This is a genomic window from Maricaulis sp. CAU 1757, assembly GCF_054482675.1.
Map to the genome: position 1 here is coordinate 208,318 of NZ_JBTLRI010000001.1, position 18,573 is coordinate 226,890.

The 18,573-nt window shown below is 64.6% G+C and carries 16 protein-coding genes; 4 read left to right on the forward strand and 12 right to left on the reverse strand.

Annotated elements, in window-relative coordinates; all coding sequences use genetic code 11:
- Positions 1-46 precede the first annotated feature (46 nt).
- The 12 genes from ACXYMR_RS01030 to ACXYMR_RS01085 all read right to left on the reverse strand — a co-directional run bounded on the left by ACXYMR_RS01030 (position 47) and on the right by ACXYMR_RS01085 (position 12,598).
- Positions 47-448 (reverse strand): hypothetical protein, encoded by a 402-nt coding sequence (locus ACXYMR_RS01030; protein ID WP_458940886.1) that lies wholly within the window; start codon positions 446-448, stop codon positions 47-49.
- 37 nt (positions 449-485) lie between these two features.
- A complete protein-coding gene (locus ACXYMR_RS01035; RefSeq protein ID WP_458940887.1) occupies positions 486-1,268 on the reverse strand; it encodes a copper resistance protein B in 783 nt (260 codons plus the stop codon).
- The gene (locus ACXYMR_RS01040; RefSeq protein ID WP_458940888.1) at positions 1,268-3,277 is read right to left on the reverse strand and encodes a copper resistance system multicopper oxidase; all 2,010 of its coding nucleotides are present in this window, start codon (positions 3,275-3,277) and stop codon (positions 1,268-1,270) included. The genes ACXYMR_RS01035 and ACXYMR_RS01040 overlap by 1 nt, the downstream gene beginning before the upstream one ends.
- Before the next feature lie 72 nt (positions 3,278-3,349).
- The gene (locus ACXYMR_RS01045; protein WP_458940889.1) at positions 3,350-3,916 is read right to left on the reverse strand and encodes an RNA polymerase sigma factor; all 567 of its coding nucleotides are present in this window, start codon (positions 3,914-3,916) and stop codon (positions 3,350-3,352) included.
- Positions 3,897-4,334, reverse strand: coding sequence for a Spy/CpxP family protein refolding chaperone (locus tag ACXYMR_RS01050; protein ID WP_458940890.1), 438 nt, complete (start codon positions 4,332-4,334; stop codon positions 3,897-3,899). Before ACXYMR_RS01050 ends, ACXYMR_RS01045 begins: the two co-directional genes overlap by 20 nt.
- Positions 4,334-4,630, reverse strand: coding sequence for a hypothetical protein (locus tag ACXYMR_RS01055; protein ID WP_458940891.1), 297 nt, complete (start codon positions 4,628-4,630; stop codon positions 4,334-4,336). The genes ACXYMR_RS01050 and ACXYMR_RS01055 overlap by 1 nt, the downstream gene beginning before the upstream one ends.
- A 29-nt stretch (positions 4,631-4,659) precedes the next feature.
- The gene (locus tag ACXYMR_RS01060) at positions 4,660-5,094 is read right to left on the reverse strand and encodes a YybH family protein (protein ID WP_458940892.1); all 435 of its coding nucleotides are present in this window, start codon (positions 5,092-5,094) and stop codon (positions 4,660-4,662) included.
- Positions 5,095-5,130: 36 nt separating this feature from the next.
- On the reverse strand, positions 5,131-5,988 hold the full coding sequence (locus tag ACXYMR_RS01065) for a DUF2231 domain-containing protein (protein ID WP_458940893.1): 858 nt from the start codon (positions 5,986-5,988) through the stop codon (positions 5,131-5,133).
- Positions 5,989-6,347: 359 nt separating this feature from the next.
- Positions 6,348-6,824 carry a helix-turn-helix domain-containing protein gene (locus tag ACXYMR_RS01070; protein ID WP_458940894.1) on the reverse strand — a complete coding sequence of 159 codons (477 nt, stop codon included), beginning with the start codon at positions 6,822-6,824 and terminating at the stop codon, positions 6,348-6,350.
- Between the two features lie 2,325 nt (positions 6,825-9,149).
- Positions 9,150-10,139: an RHS repeat-associated core domain-containing protein gene (locus tag ACXYMR_RS01075; RefSeq protein WP_458940895.1), complete on the reverse strand. Its 990-nt coding sequence runs from the start codon at positions 10,137-10,139 to the stop codon at positions 9,150-9,152.
- Positions 10,140-10,701: 562 nt separating this feature from the next.
- Positions 10,702-11,091: a hypothetical protein gene (locus tag ACXYMR_RS01080; RefSeq protein WP_458940896.1), complete on the reverse strand. Its 390-nt coding sequence runs from the start codon at positions 11,089-11,091 to the stop codon at positions 10,702-10,704.
- Positions 11,092-11,608: 517 nt separating this feature from the next.
- Positions 11,609-12,598, reverse strand: a complete 990-nt coding sequence (locus tag ACXYMR_RS01085) for an RHS repeat-associated core domain-containing protein (protein WP_458940897.1) — start codon at positions 12,596-12,598, stop codon at positions 11,609-11,611.
- A gap of 343 nt (positions 12,599-12,941) precedes the next feature.
- On the opposite strand from ACXYMR_RS01085, the gene ACXYMR_RS01090 reads away from it, so the two are divergent.
- The 4 genes from ACXYMR_RS01090 to ACXYMR_RS01105 all read left to right on the forward strand — a co-directional run bounded on the left by ACXYMR_RS01090 (position 12,942) and on the right by ACXYMR_RS01105 (position 18,564).
- Positions 12,942-14,450 (forward strand): thymidine phosphorylase family protein, encoded by a 1,509-nt coding sequence (locus ACXYMR_RS01090; RefSeq protein WP_458940898.1) that lies wholly within the window; start codon positions 12,942-12,944, stop codon positions 14,448-14,450.
- The gene (locus ACXYMR_RS01095; protein ID WP_458940899.1) at positions 14,450-15,343 is read left to right on the forward strand and encodes a ribose-phosphate pyrophosphokinase; all 894 of its coding nucleotides are present in this window, start codon (positions 14,450-14,452) and stop codon (positions 15,341-15,343) included. Before ACXYMR_RS01090 ends, ACXYMR_RS01095 begins: the two co-directional genes overlap by 1 nt.
- Positions 15,344-15,430: 87 nt before the next feature.
- Positions 15,431-16,165 carry an ABC transporter ATP-binding protein gene (locus tag ACXYMR_RS01100; protein ID WP_458940900.1) on the forward strand — a complete coding sequence of 245 codons (735 nt, stop codon included), beginning with the start codon at positions 15,431-15,433 and terminating at the stop codon, positions 16,163-16,165.
- Positions 16,159-18,564, forward strand: coding sequence for an ABC transporter permease (locus tag ACXYMR_RS01105; protein WP_458940901.1), 2,406 nt, complete (start codon positions 16,159-16,161; stop codon positions 18,562-18,564). Before ACXYMR_RS01100 ends, ACXYMR_RS01105 begins: the two co-directional genes overlap by 7 nt.
- The last annotated feature ends 9 nt before the right edge of the window (positions 18,565-18,573 follow it).

Genomic DNA, 18,573 nt, shown 5'->3' on the forward strand with positions numbered 1-18,573 from the left:
CGGTCAGGATTGACCGGTCCGCGCCCTGGAACAATTCAAGTCGGCGTTAGTGCTCGTGCAGCTGGGCGTGGTCATCATCATGGCCGTGGGCCTCACCATGATTTTCCGGATGCCCTTCCGCAAGGCCCTCGGCATGACCCTCGGCGTGATCTGTCCCGTGATGATCACCGTGGCCCTCACCGTGCGCGTGGCCTTCGGCCTCCATGCGGGCCTGCATCATGGCATGGCAGGCACGGGCCATCTCGCGGGCTTCACCGTCGAGCGAGGCCATGATGTCGTCATGGCTTTCGCCGGCTTCGTGCCGGGCCATCATGTCACTGTGCATGTCGCGGCAAGTCTCGGCCGTCGGGCCGTGGGTCGTCTCGTCGTCATGGCCGTGATCGGCCTGGGCGCCGCTGGCCAGGGCCAGGGTCAGCGCGGAGGCGGTCAGCAGGTACTTGAAGGTCATCTGGGTATTCCCTTGTTGAAAAATCGTGTGGCCGTCATCAGAACCAGGTCCGCAGCCCGACAACAAAGCGGGTGGCCTCAATCTCGGCCCCGGCGGCCTGCGCAATGTCACGGGTTTCGCCGAGCGCGCTGGTCCAGGACAGGCCGACATAGGGCGCGATCTCCCGGCGCACTTCATAGCGCAGGCGCAGCCCGGCCTCGACGCCGGTCAGCCCGGCCCCGAGCTCGAGTTCAGGAACCGCTTCGGCCTGCCAGCCGAATTCGACCATCGGCTGCAGGATCAGGCGCTGGGTGAGCAGCAATTCGTATTCGACCTCGAGACTGGCCGAGACCTCGCCCCGGTCGCTGAGATAGGCCGCGGCATCGATCTCGAACCAGTACGGCGCCTCGCCCTGCAGCGCGACCACCGCGTGGGACCGACCAGCATCCGGCTTGAAGTCGTGGCGCACCCCGGCCTGGGCATCGAAGAAGTTGGAGATGGCCCGGCTGTACAGCGCCTGCACTTCCAATTCCTCGAACTCGCCATGGCCGAATTCGTACTCGGCCTCGCTCTTGATCCACAGCCGATGGATGCGGCCGCCATACCAGGCATTGATATCCCACAGGCCGGTCTCTTCCCCGTCCTCGTCCCACTGCACCTCGAGACGGTCGGTCTGGAAGAAGAACAGTTTCTGGGCCCCGGTCTCCGCCCGCAACTCTTCCAGCGCCTCTTCCATCTCGTGCGGCGGGTAATGCGCCTGGGCCTGGGTCTGGGCGATGGCCGGCGCGGTCGACAGGACAAGCGCGGCCACGCCGGCGAGTGGGGTCAGGATCGGGCGCATCAGTGGTGGTCTCCGTGGCCGGCGTGCGGATCGGGTGAAGGCATGGCGTGGCCGGCGTGGGGATCTGCGGCCGGCGCGGTGTGACCGCCATGGCCATTGCCATGTCCGGGATGCGGGTCCGGTGCCGGGGCGGGGTGTCCCTGGTGCATGTCGTGGCCGTGATGCCCCATGGGCATGGCCGGCGCCTCGCCCGGCAGCACCGAGACGACTTGGAACATGCCGGCATGCATGTGGTAGAGCAGGTGACAGTGGAAGGCCCAGTCACCGACCGCATCGGCCGTGATGTCGACCGACAGCTTCTCGCCCGGCTTCACCGTGATGGTGTGCTTGCGCGGCTTGTGGGCGTCATCCACCCCCGTCACCACGTCGAAGAACATGCCGTGCAAATGGATCGGGTGCGGCATCATGGTGTCGTTGACCAGCGTCATGCGCAACCGCTCGCCCTCATGGAAGATGATCGGGTCGACCACTTCGGAGAACCGGCGGCCGTCGAAAGACCACATGTAGCGTTCCATGTTCGAGGTCAGGTGGATCTCGATCTCACGTCCCGGGGCCCGACGATCCGGATTTGGCACCAAGCTCTTCAGATCGGTGTAAACCAGCACCTTGTGCGGCACGTCGGTGAGACCGGCTCCGGGTTCGCCGAGGCGATTGGTCGGCTGTTCTGCCAGGCCCACTACGCCCGGCCCGTCCGGGTGGTTGTGGCGCTGCGGACCGCTGTCCTGCATGGCCGTCGCACCATGCCCCATGGCGGCGTGATCCATGCCGCCATGCCCCATTGCCGCATGATCCATGCCGCCGTGATCCATTGCACCTTGACTGGCAGTCGTGTGATCCATCGACCCGGCCGCATCGTCATCGGTGGCGTGACCGCCATGCCCCATGGCGCCGTGATCCATGCCCATGTCGGTCATGGTCAGGGTCGGGCGCGGCCGCAGCGGCGGCACCGGCGCCACCATGCCGAGGCGCGGCGCCAGCGTGCCGCGGGCATAGCCGGAACGGTCGATATTCTCGCACATCATGGTGTAGGCGCGGTGCTCTCGCGGCTCGACAATGACGTCATAGGTCTCCGCCGGCCCGAACTGGAACTCGCCGACCTCGACCGGCTGCACGTCCAGCCCGTCGGCCTGCACCACGGTCATCGGCAGATCCGGGAAGCGGACATTGAAGATGGTCATCGCCGAAGCGTTGATGAAGCGCAGGCGGACCCGCTCGCCCGGCTCGAACAGACCGGTCCAGTTGTCCTCGGGCCCGTGCCCGTTGACCAGCATGTCCAGCGTCGCCGCGGTGACGTCGGAGATGTCGGTCGGATTCATCCGCATCTCGCCCCACATCATCCGGTTGCGCAGCGCCGCCATGAAGCCCTGCTCGCGCGCATCCTCGAAGAAGTCCGGCACGGTGCGCTGCTGGAAATTGTAGGTGTCACTCATCTTCATGAGCTTCTCGAACACACGGTGCGGACCTTCGAACGTGTAGTCCGACAACACGACCACGTATTCACGATCATAGGCCACCGGATCCGGGCCTGCCGGGTCGATGACGATGGGTCCGTAATGGCCCATCTGCTCCTGCAGCCCGGAGTGCGAGTGGTACCAGTAGGTCCCCGCCTGCACGATCGGAAAGCGGTAGGTGAAGGTCTCGCCGGGGCGGATGCCGGGGAAGGTGACGCCCGGCACGCCGTCCATCTCGAACGGCAGGATCAGCCCGTGCCAGTGGATCGAGGTGTCCTCGGCCAGCGTGTTGTGCACGCGCAGGGTAACCTCGTCGCCCTCGCGCCAGCGCAGCAGAGGCGCCGGCACCTGGTTGTTGACGGTGATCGCCGGCCCGGTGCGGCCATTGATGCGCACTTGCGAGTGCCCGATCGTGAGGTCGCAGACCTCGCCGGAGAGCGGCCGCAGCCCAGCCAGATTGGCCGCTCCGCCAGACTGCGCCCAAGCCGGCAGCAATCCGCTGGCCGCGACGCCGCCGGCAGCAGCAGCGGAACCGAGAAACAAACGACGGGAAATCACGGGCACTCTCCAGTTTGTTGGCAACCCGGCCGCAAGGTCCGGGCGGACTACTAGCATACGCGCAGTGCGGCGCTAGCCCTCACGCCCCATGTAGTGCTTGAGACGACGCCGCGCCCGGTAGATGCGCAGTTCGACCGCTTTGGTCGACAGGCCCAAGACTTTGCCGATATCGGGCAGGCTCAACCCTTCCACCGCCGACAGGAGGAGCGGCGTCGACAAGCCCTCCGGTAGTTCCGCGACAAAAGCCTGCACCTGCTGCAGAGCCTCTCGGTCCGCGGCAATGATGTCCGGTACGGGCGCGGGGTCGGCCACCTCATCCATGGCCTCACCTCCGCCCAGCCAGCGTCGCACGGCGAGGCGCCGGAAATGATCGCGCAGCTTGTTGCGGGCGATGGCAAACAGCCAGGTCTCAAACGATCGCGCCGGATCGAACCGGTGAAGATTTCGATACACCGCCACCAACGTGTCCTGGGCGACGTCGTCCGCCACGGAGCGGCTTCCCGCCGCACCCTGAAGATACCGGGTCAGACGTGCGCCATGACGGTCGACAAGCGCAGCAAACGCGCGTTCGTCGCCATCCGCCGCCCGGCGCGCCAGTTCGCCGTCGTCGGTGCCGCCCTCACTCCTCGCGTCGGACATCGAATGTCTGGGCCAGCTTCTCGTCAAAGACCGCCTGCTGGTCCGCGTCCAGGACACTGCGCATGGCCAGGACGTGGCGCAGCGTCGCCAATTGCATCTCACCCATCACGTCATGGAACTGCTCGGCCGCCTGCTCCACCTCCCGGGACAGGGTCCGGTCGGCCAACAAAGCAGCGCCGATCACGCTGCGGCTCGCGGCGAGACGGGCCTCCAACGCCTCGCGCTCATCGGCAAACTCGGCCTCCAACGCCTCGATCCGAGCGGCCTGGTCCGCATCCAAATGCAATTCGTGGTGCACCAGGTCATGCAGGCTCTGCGGCGGAGCGGCGGCGGTCTGGAACAGGCCGAACCCGGCCCACACACCGGCCAGGCCGGCCAGGAAACCGAATACCGAGGCGATCAGGGCAGTCTTCCACATCAGTCAAGCCCTCCGACCGGCCCGGGCGGGCCAAGCAGGAAATCCGCCTGCGGATCGAAAACGGCCATCATGTCATCCGGCTCCGGCGTAGCGAGCAAGGCTGCGGCGGTCAGCCCGAACACAAGCGATACGGCGGCCGGAGCGGCCCGCCATGCGGCCCGCATCAGGCTTTGCCGACGCGCGGCGCGCGCCTGCCGCGCCGCATGAATCACCTGCACCGCCAACCCAGGCACCACGGCGGGCAGCGGCGCTGCCCGCCAGTGGGTAAAAGCCCGGTCGATATCCCTGTCCGTCATTTTTCCTCCCACCCCGCTCCGGGGGCCGTTCACGACGTGTGAAGGTGGCGGATCCGCCAACCCTGCTCGGTGCGCTGCAGCACCGCGGTACCGTGACCATTGCGTTCGCGCGCCTCGCCCCGCATCGTATATTCCATGCGGATGTCGAATGTGGCCACCGCCAGGTTTTCATCGACCGTCACCGAATACTCACTCCAGTCATACACGTGGAATTCCACATGCTCGGCGGCGAATTCCGGGGCCAGGTGGTGGTCGCGATATTCGGCCCAGCCGACATCGCTTCCCGATCCCTCGAAAATCGTGAAATCCGTGCCCTCGGCCAGCACCCATTGCTCGGCTGCCGCCACGTCCTCATCTGACAGGGCCTGCGAATACCCCTCGAGCACTTCTTCAACCGCCGGCTCGGCGTCCAGCGCAACATTCATGCTTAGCGCGGCCGCGGCCGCCAAGCTGAAATGCATCATCTCGTTTTCCTTTTCTGCAACAAAACCAAGGCCCGACTAGCCGCCGATCAGGTGACGGAGGCCGCCATGGGCCAGCGAGCCACCGAGGAAAGCATTGACGGCCACCACGGTCGCACTGGCGAACAGCAACGCCACCGCCGCCACTCGCACCGACCGGCCAGCCCCGCGCTCCGCCGCCTCGAACAGGCCTGCGGTGACCAGCAGCACGACCGTCATCACCGTGCCGATCCAGCGGTGCCAGGCCATCAGACCCGCCTCGCCGGTTGCCGGCGGTCCGGCATGGGCCCAGCCCAGCAGTCCGGCCGCCAGGCCACCGGCCGCCGCCGTCCACACCAGGTAGCGCACGCTGTGCGTCCACGGCGCCTGAGGCTGCAGCCAGGCGAGGATCTGCGCCAGCCCCGCCACCAAGATCAGGGCCACCGGGAAGTGGACCGCCACGGGATGCAGGGCTCCGGTCGCGGCGATCGCCCGTTCGAAATCGTTCTGCGGACCGTGATCGCCCCAGTGCGCATGCCCGCCCGCCGTCGTCGCGGCCGCGCCGTGAAGGTCATCTTCGGCGCCCCCGGCGCAGGGGTCTGCCCCGGCAGAATGCTCACCGGCATGATGATCGTGTGCCTCCTGCGGAGCGTGGGCATGGGCTGGTGTGTCCATCGCGTCCGCATCACCGGCGGGAGCCGAATGCTCGTGGGCCGGGGTGTCGGCAGGGTGAGCGTGGTCCTGGACGGCAGCCGGATGATCTTGGTCGGGCGTGCCGGCCGGATGATCGTGCGTATCGGGGCTGGACGCCTCGACCGGCTCCTCCGATTCGGCCGGCGGGTGAAGCGACGCCCCGGCCGCCGGCGACAGGATGAGCAGACCCGCGACGAGGCCCAGAACAGACACGAATGTTCTCATGACACACTTTCCTTCCTCAGGACTACGCAGGCCGCGCCCCGCCCCCTCAAGCGGCGCTCAGCCATCTTGACGGAACTGCCCGATTGGGGCGAGTGGTACAGGTCAGGGGTCCAGGTGAGCGAGCGCGAAGTGGATGGGACTCGGCTAGCACTTCGGGCTAATCGCGACACGACGTTGGTCGGACCAACTCTAGCAGATACAGCAGGCGCGAGCGCACCATTCGCCGAGGCCTGGGCACTCAGGTCCGTCAGTGTCAGCGACCGGTTCACTGGGTCACCCGGTGCCTGACGACGCTGCGCTGCGCCTTCATGGCATCCGGGCGCATAGCCCACGGCGTTGCCGATGCCATCGCGCCCGCTTCACCTCGACCGCCCGCTTTTACCTGCTGGTTTCGCTCGCATTCCTCGCCGACGTGACCGTCCTTGAGCGCGGAGGGCACCTTCGGATTGCTGCGAGACAGGGTCCCGAATGGACGCCTCCAACATCTGGCGATCAACTATGTGCTGACGCTCGACCGGCGGCGCGGCCCCATTCTCCCAGCGCCCAATGGTGCGCGCATCCACTCCGATCCATGCGGCGAGCTTGCTACGACACCATCCGCGGAGCGCCCGAAACCGCCTCACACGTTCAGAAAATGTACTACTGGGCAGCCAACTATCATTCTTCAAAAAGGCGACGAGCGCCGGAACGTACTTTACCCGCGGTAGATGCTCTCCGCGTTCCCATTGGCCGACGACATCAGGGCTAACGCCCAACTCAAGGGCTACGTCTCGCTTCGAGAGACCGCTCGCTTTACGCCGCACGAACAGCAGATTGGACAGACCGGTTCGGGGCACCTTGACCGTCTCGGGATTTGGAATTGTGAATATTATTCCCGGGCCCGGAAATAAGCTGCAACTGACCAATGTGTTCGTGATGGGCTAGGCTTAATGGCGGGACGGCCGGCCTTGGCGCTGCCGTGCCGCCTTCCCTCGCCTACTCCCCCCAGGCCGGCCGTTCCATGGTGATAAACGACCGGATCTCTTTGGACTGCGGTCCGGGCGGGATCGGGTTTTTGACCCGGGGCCAGGATGATCCAGGCCAGGGTGATCCAGGCCAGGGGAATCCAGGCCAGGGGAATCCAGGGTGGTTACGTCAAAAAGCCCTGCCAGGGCGCCTTCAAGGCGCAGCCGGAGGACTACGTCGCCGCTGCCCAGGGAAATGATCTGGATGCCGCACCAGGGCTCGGCATCCTTGTCCTTGAGCCGCTGGCCCAGCTCGAGGCCTTCGAACCGCTCATAGTGCGGCTTAAACTAACCGGGACAGACACAATTAATTCGCGACGAATACGGCAGACACTGTGCCTATCGCAGTAAATGCTCAGCTCCTGAACTAACACTCTTGCGATTTGCGTCTTGGTACAATTTTTCGTTAGGTCGCGGAAGTTAGGTCGCGGAAATGGTATGCGACAAATGGCATCGGCGCCAAGACAGCAAGTTCACCATTTATCTATATATTTTCGCCGGTTAGACTGCATCAACCTCGTTTGCCAAGCCTTCATGAAACTAGACGCTATGAAAATGGCAATCACACCAAACGCCAAAATCAGCCACGCAATCCAATCTCGATAATGAAAACGATCCCGAATATAATAAATAAAGAAAAAAGACCCCCCGTACCTTACTATTGAAATAATAAAAGATGGCACAAAAACAAAAAATACGAGGTGAGCACTCTCTTTCATTTGCTTCCCCCTGGATCGAACCAACCGGTACAGACACAATCAATTCGCGACGAATACGGCAGAAACTGTGTATGTCCCAGTAGATGCGCTCCGTACCCAACGGTGCATCGCGCCGCACCGCCCCATTCATCGCTTGCCGGGATGACGCCTCAGTCAGCTTTCCAGGTCAAGGGCGGCGCAGCCGCCGCTTCGCGGTTTCACCCTTGAGCTGGAAAGCTGACTGAGGCCCGCTGGCTGACAAGAGATCAATGGTTGTCTCCGCGCGTCGGCGCGGCTGGCCGGTTAATTGTGTGTGTCCCGGTTACTTGGGGACATGGCCGTAATCGCGCCTGGTCACGCGCCTTTACTGATCCATCGGGGCTGCTCGCGGAGCCCCCGTTTGAAGACCCGAAGCAGCCGGAATTACGACCATCCGCTGAACTTCTGATTCACTCTACCTCTATTCCGTAAAGCTCTGCCCACATGTTCTGCATCGGCCACCTAAAAAAGCGAAATTGAACCATCCCAGCGCGGGTTCGTCACAATTAGGGCAGCGCATTACGTAAGGCTGGCCCATGATCGCTGCCGCGCTCAGTACAACCGAAGCGATCCAAGCAGATGAAATCAGCGCAGACGCAATAATGGAGATAACAAAAACAACGTACAACCATGAGACAATTATATTATAACGCCTTCTATAGGGATTACCTTTACTCATGACAAACAGATTTTTCGACTAATTTATCTAACAAATCAGCCACACTATCCATCAATCCAGCTGCATATATAGAAATTAGGTTGTCCATATTTCCGGAAAAACTAGCCCGGAAACAACCGGGACAGACACAATTAACTCGCGACGAATAAGGCAGACACTGTGCCTATCCCAGGGAATGCCCTCCATACCCATCGGTGCATCGCGCCGCACCGCCCCATTCATCGCTTGCCGGGATGACGCCTCAGTCAGCTTTCCAGGTCAAGGGCGGCGCAGCCGCCGCTGCGCGGTTTCACCCTTGAGCTGGAAAGCTGACTGAGGCCCGCTGGCTGACAAGAGATCAATGGATGTCTCCGCGCGTCGGCGCGGCTGGCCGGTTAATTGTGTCTGTCCCGGTTATTTCATGCGATTACGGCCATGTCCCTGTTTTTTCGCGCTCTCTTCACCATTCTTTCTAAACAGCCCTTACGATCCACAAACCCCCGGGTTGACGAGTGGCGTATTGGTTTGGATGGACGGTCGGCACAGCCTCCAGATAGGGATGCCTCCTCAGCAGTTCCGACAGCGAGACGATCTTTGTTTCGTCCGCCGTGTGATCTTGCTGACAGCAAAAGAATTGTAGCCAACCATCAGGATCGTGAGCCACTTGGAACACACGATTGGTGTTGTTAAAAATGTGATTACAAATCAGGCACGCCTTATCAGGATCGAACCGGTAACCGGCAAAGTCTACATCTCCAGTACTCATCGCGGCTCTCGCTCGTTCGGCGGCACCCATTCCGATCCCAGCTGGCGACTACCTTTGGAAGCATTGCATGAAGGACTTGCTGGAGCGGCATTCTCGGGCACTGTGGCGCCGCCTTGTGAATAAGGGGTAATATGGTCAACTTGAACCGAGTTTCGCTGACCAGGTGTTTCGGTCAAGGGGCGATCACAATAAGCGCAGCTCAAGGACCCGTCCTGGCGGCGATGCGGTGACAGCGCCGCGTCACGATTGGCTCCGCGGAAGAATCTGGCGCCTTGGTCGATAGCATCATCGGCAAGAGCCGCGCTACCGACCGCCAATGTGCCAGCACCGAGCGCTTCACCTGCCGACATTTCTGCTGCAGCGATGCCCATTTCGCTGACCGTGGCCGGGTTGGCTAATATCATTGGCGCCAACTCAACGGCAGCCAGCACCCCACCCGACACCACAACCATGACCCCCATGCCCAACACCGCATTGCGCTGTGCGGCTTCGGGATTGTCCTGCGCCCAAGCCAAATAGCTAGTGGCAAAGCGGCTCTGGCTATCACCGCCTGGCCTCAGGCTATCAGGGCTACCAATCATCCCCGTCGGATCCGTCGCATTCAGCGGATTATTCCCCACATACGCATACAGGTTCCACTGATCCGCATACCCCACCGGATCGACCTGCAAAAACCGCCCCAGATCCGCGTCGTAATAGCGCGCGCGGTAATAGTAGAGCCCGGTCTCCGCATCGAAGCGCCGGCCGGTATAGCGAAACGGATTGCCGGCCTCGTCGCCCACCAGCTCGACCCCGAACGGGGTGTACAGGAATTGTTGGGCCAGCGTGCCGTCCGGGTTTGTGACGGCGAGGACATTGCCCTGGCGGTCGGCGAAGTAGTGCCGGGTCTGGGTGCCGGCATCCCCCGGCGCACAGCTGGCACTCGCCGCGCATTCCACCAGCGCCACCCGCTGATCAATGCCCGGCCCCGGCACATAGCGCCGCAACAGCGCGCCCGAGGCGGCGTATTCGCCGAAACAACCGGGACAGACGAAATTAATTCGCGACGAATACGGCAGGCACTGTGCCTATCCCAGGGAATGCCCTCCGTACCCATCGGCGCATCGCGCCGCACCGCCCCATTCATCTCTAGCCGGGATGACGCCTCAGTCAGCTTTCCAGGTCAAGGGCGGCGCAGCCGCCGCTGCGCGGTTTCACCCTTGAGCTGGAAAGCTGACTGAGGCCCGCTGGCCGACAAGAGATCAATGGATGTCTCCGCGCGTCGACGCGGCTGGCCGGTTAATTGTGTCTGTCCCGGTTACTTCCGGTTACTTCGGCGGATCCGGAACTGGGACGCCTATCTGGCCGAGGGTCTTAACCCGGAAAGCGGCGCGCATCGGATACTATACCGGCACAGGATATCCGCCGGGCGACCAGGGTTGGATCGACGAACTGGAGACCACGTCCGGCCGGGCGCTAAGGCCCAAACCGCCCGGGCGCCCCGCCAGGGCGGACGGCGCATGACCCGGAAAACTGTGTCTGTCCCGGTTTATCGCCGGTTTATCGCGGTTACTTTGAGGCCCGGGCGCCCCGCCAAGGCGGACGGCGCATGACCGGAAAACTGTGTCTGTCCCGGTTTATCCCGGAAAACTGTGTCTGTCCCGGTTTATCCACGGTAAAGTCCAGACCGAGAAAGTCGCCCAGCACCTGGTTGACGACAGTGGTGACCTCGGCGTCCCGAAACGCAGTTGAAAACCCGCCGCCGGGCAAGCGCTGGTCCCGGCCGGCCGGGTCGAGGCCGGAGTCGCGGATGAAGCGGCCATCACCAATGGTGATCTCGGGCGCATCTTCGCGGGGCGGCGCCTCACTACTCTGCACGGCCTGAGCGGGCGCGGCCAGCGCCACAATCAGCCAGCCCAGCAGTGTGGAATGCGCGGCGCGCGATGACTCGGAATTCAACCTGCCCCCACTTCCATCGGCGGCCCGATCTTAAGATCGTCTGTCCGATGCTCTTCCCCCGACCTACGGCAATGCGCGCAAGGTCCGATGAAGCGGTAGCAAAGCAGGCGTCTGCGCACAATCTAAAAATGCAATAGTGGACAAGGGCCAGAGGAATCACTGAAGTCGTCGCTGCTTGCGTCCGGGCCTGATTCGGGGGCCACGAGGCCAGTCTCGCTTAAAACCGGGTCCCCGGTTGTCTGTTAGCCCTTTCGCCTTGCTCTCGCAGCCCGCTCCCGTTTGGCCGCCCAAGCCTCTATAGGCTCGAACACCCTAAGGATTCCAACCAACCCTAAACCAAAACATACCCAAGTGAAAAAGTTACCTATTTCAAAGTATGACTTAAGATAAATTAACCCGAAAGAAAACAAAGCGCCATATTTCAATCCATACATAATCATCCACGGAAGAAATACATAAAATAGTAAATGCTGAATGTTTTTCATATAGACTTCACTTCCATTTAATCGGCCTTATTCTAACTGCCAATCGTCTGGTCAATATCACCTAGCCATTCATCGACCTCTTCAACTGGATCCGGCAAACTCTCCACAGCATCATTAACGCCGTCCACAACATCTTCAACTGTAACATCTGGCAGCGCTTCTTTCGCTGCGGCCGCCCCACCAGTGGCGCCGATTGCCACAGCACCGTCTCGTACGAGCTCCCTCACACTATTATCTCGGCGATTTTCCGCGCCTTGCTCCCTCCACCCTCGCTGTCTGCGCTGACGATTACTATTAGCTCGTTGAGTACTCCGCCTGGCGCTCTCCAATGCCCGTTGGGAGCTCCTCGCTCCGCGATACGCCCGGAGCACGCGCGAGCCCTGCTGCAGCACACCGAGACCAGTTGCCCCAGCTACACCAGCAACTGCCGCTCGGCCAACATCTACTTCGTCAAGTGACTTACCTTCCAGCACCATCTGCATACCAATATCGACTGTAGCGCCAACCACAAAGCCTACTATTCCCGCCTCCCCGCTCGGATCCGTCGCATTCAGCGGATTATTCCCCACATACGCATACAAATTCCACTGGTCCGCATACCCGATCGGATCGACCTGCAAAAACCGCCCCAGATCCGCGTCGTAATAGCGCGCCCGATAATAATACAGCCCGGTCTCCGCATCGAAGCGCCGGCCGGTATAGCGAAACGGATTGCCGGCCTCATCGCCGACCAGCTCGACCCCGAAGGGCGTGTACAGAAATTGCTGGGCCAGCGTGGCGTCCTGGTTGGTGACGGCGAGGACATTGCCCTGGCGGTCGGCGAAGTAGTGGCGGGTCTCGACACCGGCATCCCCCGGCGCACAGCTGGCACTCGCCGCGCATTCCACCAGCGCCACACGCTGGTCGACACCCGGTCCCGGCACATAGCGCCGCAACAGCGTCCCCGAAGCCGCGTATTCGGCGATCTCCATGCCGCCGGCATGGATAAAATCGGTTTGCACGCCATTGATGTCCGTGCGCACCCGTCGTGCCGCCGGCCCGTAGGAATACAGCGCATCCAGCCCGGCCGTGTCGGTGGCCGTGAGTAACTGGTTTTCCGAGGAATAGGTGAAGGTGCGCGAGCCATCCGAGATCAGATTGCCGTCGGCGTCATAGCTCAGGGCGCGCGCGCCGGCGCTCTAGGGCGGTCCGGGCCCTGCCGGGCCTGTCGCGCAGCTCACGCCCGCCGGGTCCGGCCCGGGCCGTGTTTCGCGTCCGCCCCGCCAGACGGTTGTCACGGCCCCTGTTTTGCCGGCATCGTGAGCGCCGGGAGGGGGCGGCTCGGGCGCTTGCGCCGGAGCCGCCCGCCGCAGCCGGAGCGCAGGCATGACGCGTCGACAGAACACCCTGCGCCTGAAATGGCTCGGCATCGATACCGGGCTGGAATCCGTCATCTATATCCGGCCCGACTGTCCGGTGTGCCGCTCGGAAGGCTTCGGCGTGCAGGCCCGGGTCGAGGTGCGCGCCAACGGGCGCTCGGTGATCGCCACCGTCAACGTGATCGATGCGGCGCTGCTGCAGGACTGCGAGGCTGGCCTGTCGCGCGAGGCCGCCCGCCGTCTCGAGGTCGAGGACGGCGCCGAGCTGACGGTGCATCACACGCGACCGGTGGAATCGATGAGCGCCGTGCGCGCCAAGATCTATGGTCACGCCTTCAGCGAGACCAGCACCCGCGCCATCGTGCGCGACATCACCGCCGGCCTGTATTCCGATGTCCAGCTCTCCGCCCTGGTCACCAGCTGCGCCGGCAGCAGTCTCGACCGCCGCGAGATGGTGCATCTGACGCACGCCATGATCGAGGCCGGCGACCGGCTCGACTGGGACACCGCGCCGGTGGTCGACAAGCATTGCGTCGGCGGCCTGCCCGGCAATCGCACGACGCCGATCATCGTACCGATCATGGCCGCTGCCGGCCTGACCATGCCCAAGACCTCGTCGCGCGCCATCACCTCGCCGGCCGGCACGGTCGACGTCATGGAAACCTTGACCGAGGTGTCGCTGTCGATGCAGCGCATCCGCGAGGTGGTCAACCGGGAGGGCGGCTGCATGGTGTGGGGTGGTGCCGTCCATCTCAGCCCGGCCGACGACATCCTGATCCGCATCGAGCGCGCCCTCGACCTCGACAGCGAGGGCCAGCTCGTCGCCTCCGTGCTGTCCAAGAAGGCCGCCGCCGGCTCGACCCATGTGGTGCTCGACCTGCCGACCGGCCCGACCGCCAAGATCCGCACGCCCGAGGCGGCGCGCATCATCGCCGATCATCTCGGCGCGGTCGGCGAGGCGGTCGGCGTCACCGTGCGCTGCGTCATCAGCGATGGCCGCCAGCCGGTCGGCCGAGGCATCGGCCCGGCGCTCGAGGCGCATGACGTTCTGGCGGTCCTGCAAAATGCCCCGGACGCGCCGCGCGACCTGCGCGACCGCGCCCTCGCACTGGCCGGCGAGCTGCTCGACCTGGCGGGACGGACCGCCGCCGGGGACGGTCTCGCACTGGCCACGGCCTTGCTCGACGACGGCCGGGCCTGGCAGAAATTCCAGGCCATCTGCGAGGCCCAGGGCGGACTGCGCGAACCGCCGGTCGCCCCTTACCGGCACGACATCGTCTGCTCCCGGCCCGGGCGCGTGGAAAGCGTCGACAACCGCCTGCTGGCGCGCGCCGCGAAACTGGCTGGCGCCCCCTTCGACCGGTCGGCGGGGATCAGCTTCCGGGCCCCTCTGGAAAGCCTCGTCGATGCCGGCGACGTGCTCTTCACCGTGCACGCCGAATCCCCCGGGGAGCTCGACTATGCCCGCGAGTTCGTCGAATCCCATGCGGACATCGTCAAGGTTGGAGACGTGTGATGAAACCCCTGCTGCTTGCGCTTCATGACCAGCTCGGCCTGGCCGCCGGACTGGCCGCCGCCATCGCTGCCGAGCCCGGCGCCACCGAGCTGCGGCGCTTTCCCGATGGCGAAAGCCTGGTGCGTATCGCCACGCCGGTGGACGGCCGGGATGTCGTTGTGCTGGCCTTTCTCGACCGGCCCGACGACAAATTCCTGTCCCTGGCCTTCCTGGCCCGCACGGCGCGCGAACTCGGGGCCCGCCGCGTCGGCCTGGTTGTGCCCTACCTGCCCTACATGCGCCAGGACACGCGCTTCCACGACGGCGAAGCGGTCAGCGCCGCCTGCTTTGCCAGCCTGGTCAGCCGCGAGTTCGACTGGCTGGTCACCATCGATCCCCACCTGCATCGCTATGACACGCTGGCGGAGATCTACGATATTCCCTGCCGCATCGCCCACGCGGCTCCGCTGATCTCCGGCTGGATCGCCGCCCATGTCGATACCCCGCTCCTGGTCGGACCCGATGCGGAGAGCCGGCAATGGGTGGGGGCGGTGGCGCGCGACGCCGGCGCTCCGGCAATCGTCCTGAGCAAGACCCGGCACGGCGACCGCTCGGTCACCATCGAGGTGCCCGACCTCGCTCGCTGGCCGGACCATACGCCGGTCCTGGTCGACGACATCATCTCGTCCGGACACACCCTGGCGGAAACCGTGCACGGCCTGCGCGCGGCCGGCGCGCCGCCGCCGGTCTGCATCGGCGTGCACGGCCTGTTCGCCGGCGATGCCTTCAACCTGCTGCAAAAGGCCGGAGCCGGCCGCATCCTGTCCACCAACGCGGTCCCGCACCCGAGCAACGCCCTCGACGTGACAGGCCTGCTCGCCGCCGAGATCCGCGACCTCCTGGCCGGCGCCTGAGCGCCCGGTGCCGCGCCGGGCGTCGCGAAAGCGCATGCATCGCGCCGGCTGCCAGTGCTATACACGCACCGGGAGGCGGGACATGTCGTGACGCAAGCGCAGGCCAAATCCGGCGCCGGGACATCATGCTATGAGGTCAGGCGGCTGACCAAGGTGTATGGGGAGGGGGCGACCGCCGTCCACGCCCTGCGCGGTGTCGACCTGCATATTCCGGAAGGCGAGATCGTCGTCCTGCTCGGCCCGTCCGGCTCCGGCAAATCCACCCTGCTGAACATTCTCGGCGGACTGGACCGCGCCAGTGACGGCGCGTTCAGCTTCCGTGGCCAGGACATGATGCAGGCCTCTACGCGGGCGCTGACACTGTACCGCCGCAACCATGTTGGCTTCGTGTTCCAGTTCTACAACCTGATGGCCAGCCTGACCGCTCGGGAGAATGTCGAGCTCATCACCGAGATTGCCACCGAGCCGATGCCGGCCGCCGAAGCCCTGGCTATCGTCGGGCTGGAAAACCGCATCGATCATTTCCCGGCCGAACTGTCAGGCGGCGAACAGCAGCGCGTCGCCATCGCCCGGGCGATCGCCAAACGCCCCGACGTGATGCTGTGCGACGAACCCACCGGCGCGCTGGACAGCGCCACCGGCGTGCGCGTCCTGCAAGCCCTGAAAATGGTCAATGAGACGCTCGGCGCCACCATCCTGCTGATCACCCACAATGCCGGGGTCGCCGACATGGCGCACCGGGTGGTGACCTTTTCCGACGGGCGCGTCGGCGAGGTTCGTGTCAACGCGTCCCCGGTCGATCCCGGTGTGCTGCAATGGTAGGGCGCAGGCACAGGAGAGATCCGGCGGCCCTGCTGCACAGCCAGCTGGACCGCAAGCTGGCGCGCGATATGTGGGCCATGAAGCTGCAGGCCCTCGCCATCGCCCTGGTGGTGGCAGGCGGCATCGCCGTGATGATTGTCTCCGCCGGCCTGCTGGACTCGCTGCAGATGACCCGCGCCGCCTATTACGAGCGCTACCGGTTCGCCGATGTCTGGGCGCCGGTGGTGCGGGCGCCGGACCAGCTGGTGGACGAGGTCCGTGACCTGCCGGGGGTCTCCGCGGCAGAAGCGCGCATTCGCCTCCCCGTTCTGTTCGACATGCCGTCAATGGATGCGCCGGCTGCCGGCGAGGCCATTTCCCTGCCCGACGGTCGGCAGTCGGCGGTAAACCGGCTGCACCTCGCAGAGGGGCGCCTGCCCCGCCCCGGGCACCGCGACGAGGCGGTCCTCCTTGACAGTTTCGCCGAAGCCCATGGCCTGCAGCTCGGCGACACGGTCCAGACCACGATTCATGGCGGGCGCGAGAACTTGCGCATCGTCGGCCGCGCCCTGTCCCCCGAACACGTCTATGCCATCGCGCCAGGCCAGATCGTTCCGGACGCCCGCCTGTTCGGAGTGGTCTGGATGGGGCGCCAAGCGCTCGGAGAGCTTGTCGATCGCGACGGCGCCTTCAACGAGATTGTGGCGGTCCTTGAAGCCGGCCAGCCCGTCCGGCCCGCCCTCGCCCGGCTCGACGGTCTTCTGGCCCCCTACGGTGCCGCCGGCGCCTATGGCCGCGACCAGCAATTTTCCAACGCCTTCGTGTCGAGCGAAATCGACCAGCTCGACACGATGGCGACCATCATTCCGCCGGTCTTCCTCGTCATCGCCGCCTTTCTCGTCAACGTGGTCCTGTCACGGCTGATCGCCACGGAGCGGACCGAGATCGGCCTGCTCAAGGCCTTCGGCTACAGCGACCGTGCCGTCGTGCTCCACTATCTCAAATTCGCCGGCATCATCGGCCTGTCAGGCCTGCTGGTGGGAATAGGAATGGGCAGTTGGTTCGGCAGCTGGATGGCGGAGATCTATACCCGGTATCTCAACTTCCCCTTCCTCATCTTCGAGCTGAACCCCGGGGCCTACTCCGCCGCCCTGCTGATCACCCTGGTCACCGTCGGCTCCGCAGGCGGGCTGGCTGCCTGGCGCGCCGCGCGGCTCGCCCCGGCGGTGGCCATGCGCCCCTCCCCGCCACCGGATTTCTCTGGCCTTGCCGGCGCCTCGCTTGCCCGCTGGAGGCTCCTCGACCACCAGACGCGGATGATTGTGCGGCAAATTTCGCGCTGGCCCGGGCGCTCCGGCTTCACCCTGGTCGGGATCGCGACCTCCGGCGGGCTGTTGATCGGCACGCTGTTCTTTCTCGATTCCATGGAAGCGATGGTCGACGTGTATTTCGGCCAGTCCAACCGGCAGGACATTGCCGTCACCTTCGTCGAGCCGCGCTCCCTGGCGGCCGTGCACACGCTGGACAGGCTCCCCGGCGTGCTCAGGGCGGAACCGGTGCGCCAGGTTGCGGTGCGCCTTCGCCACGAAACGACCGAGGAAAGAACGGCCCTCACCGGGACGCCGCGCGACGCCTTGCTGACCCGGATGATCGACCGACGCGGCCAACCGGTCGAACCGCCGCCCGGTGCGCTGGTCCTGTCGCGCGACCTCGCCGACGCCCTCGGCGTCGATACCGGCGAGCGGGTGACGATCGAGGTCACCGAGGGGGGCCGGCCGGTCCTGGAACTGCCCGTCGCCGCCGTCGCCACGACCCTGATCGGCTCCGCCGCGCTGATGGAGATCGGCGACCTCAACGGCGTGATGAGAGAGGGCGCGATGGCCAACGGCGCCAACCTGCTGGTCGACCCCGATGCCACGAGCCCCCTCTACACGCGCCTCAAACAGATGCCGGGCATTGCCGGCATCTCCCTGCAGCGCGAGGCGGAACGCAGCTTCGTCACGCTGATGGACCAGAACATGGGCACGGCGATCTTCATCTACTCCGGATTCGCCGCTCTCATCGCCATCGGCGTGATCTATAACAGCGTGCGTATTTCCTTTTCCGAGCGCGAGCATGAACTCGCCGTGCTGCGGGTGCTCGGCTTCACCCGGGCGGAGGTCGCCTATGTCCTTCTGGGCGAGATCGGCCTGATCACGCTGGCAGCCCTGCCGGCAGGCGCCATAACCGGGGTTGGCCTCGCCTGGTACTTCGCCGGCGCGATGAGCTCGGACCTGTTTCGCCTGCCCTTTGTCATCCACCCGGGGACCTTCGGCCTGGCCGCTATCGTCGTGCTGGCGGCGGCAATATCGTCTTCCCTGCTGGTGCGAGCACGCCTCGATCAACTCGACCTGGTGGCCGCCCTCAAGGCCGGCGAATAGGAGCATGGC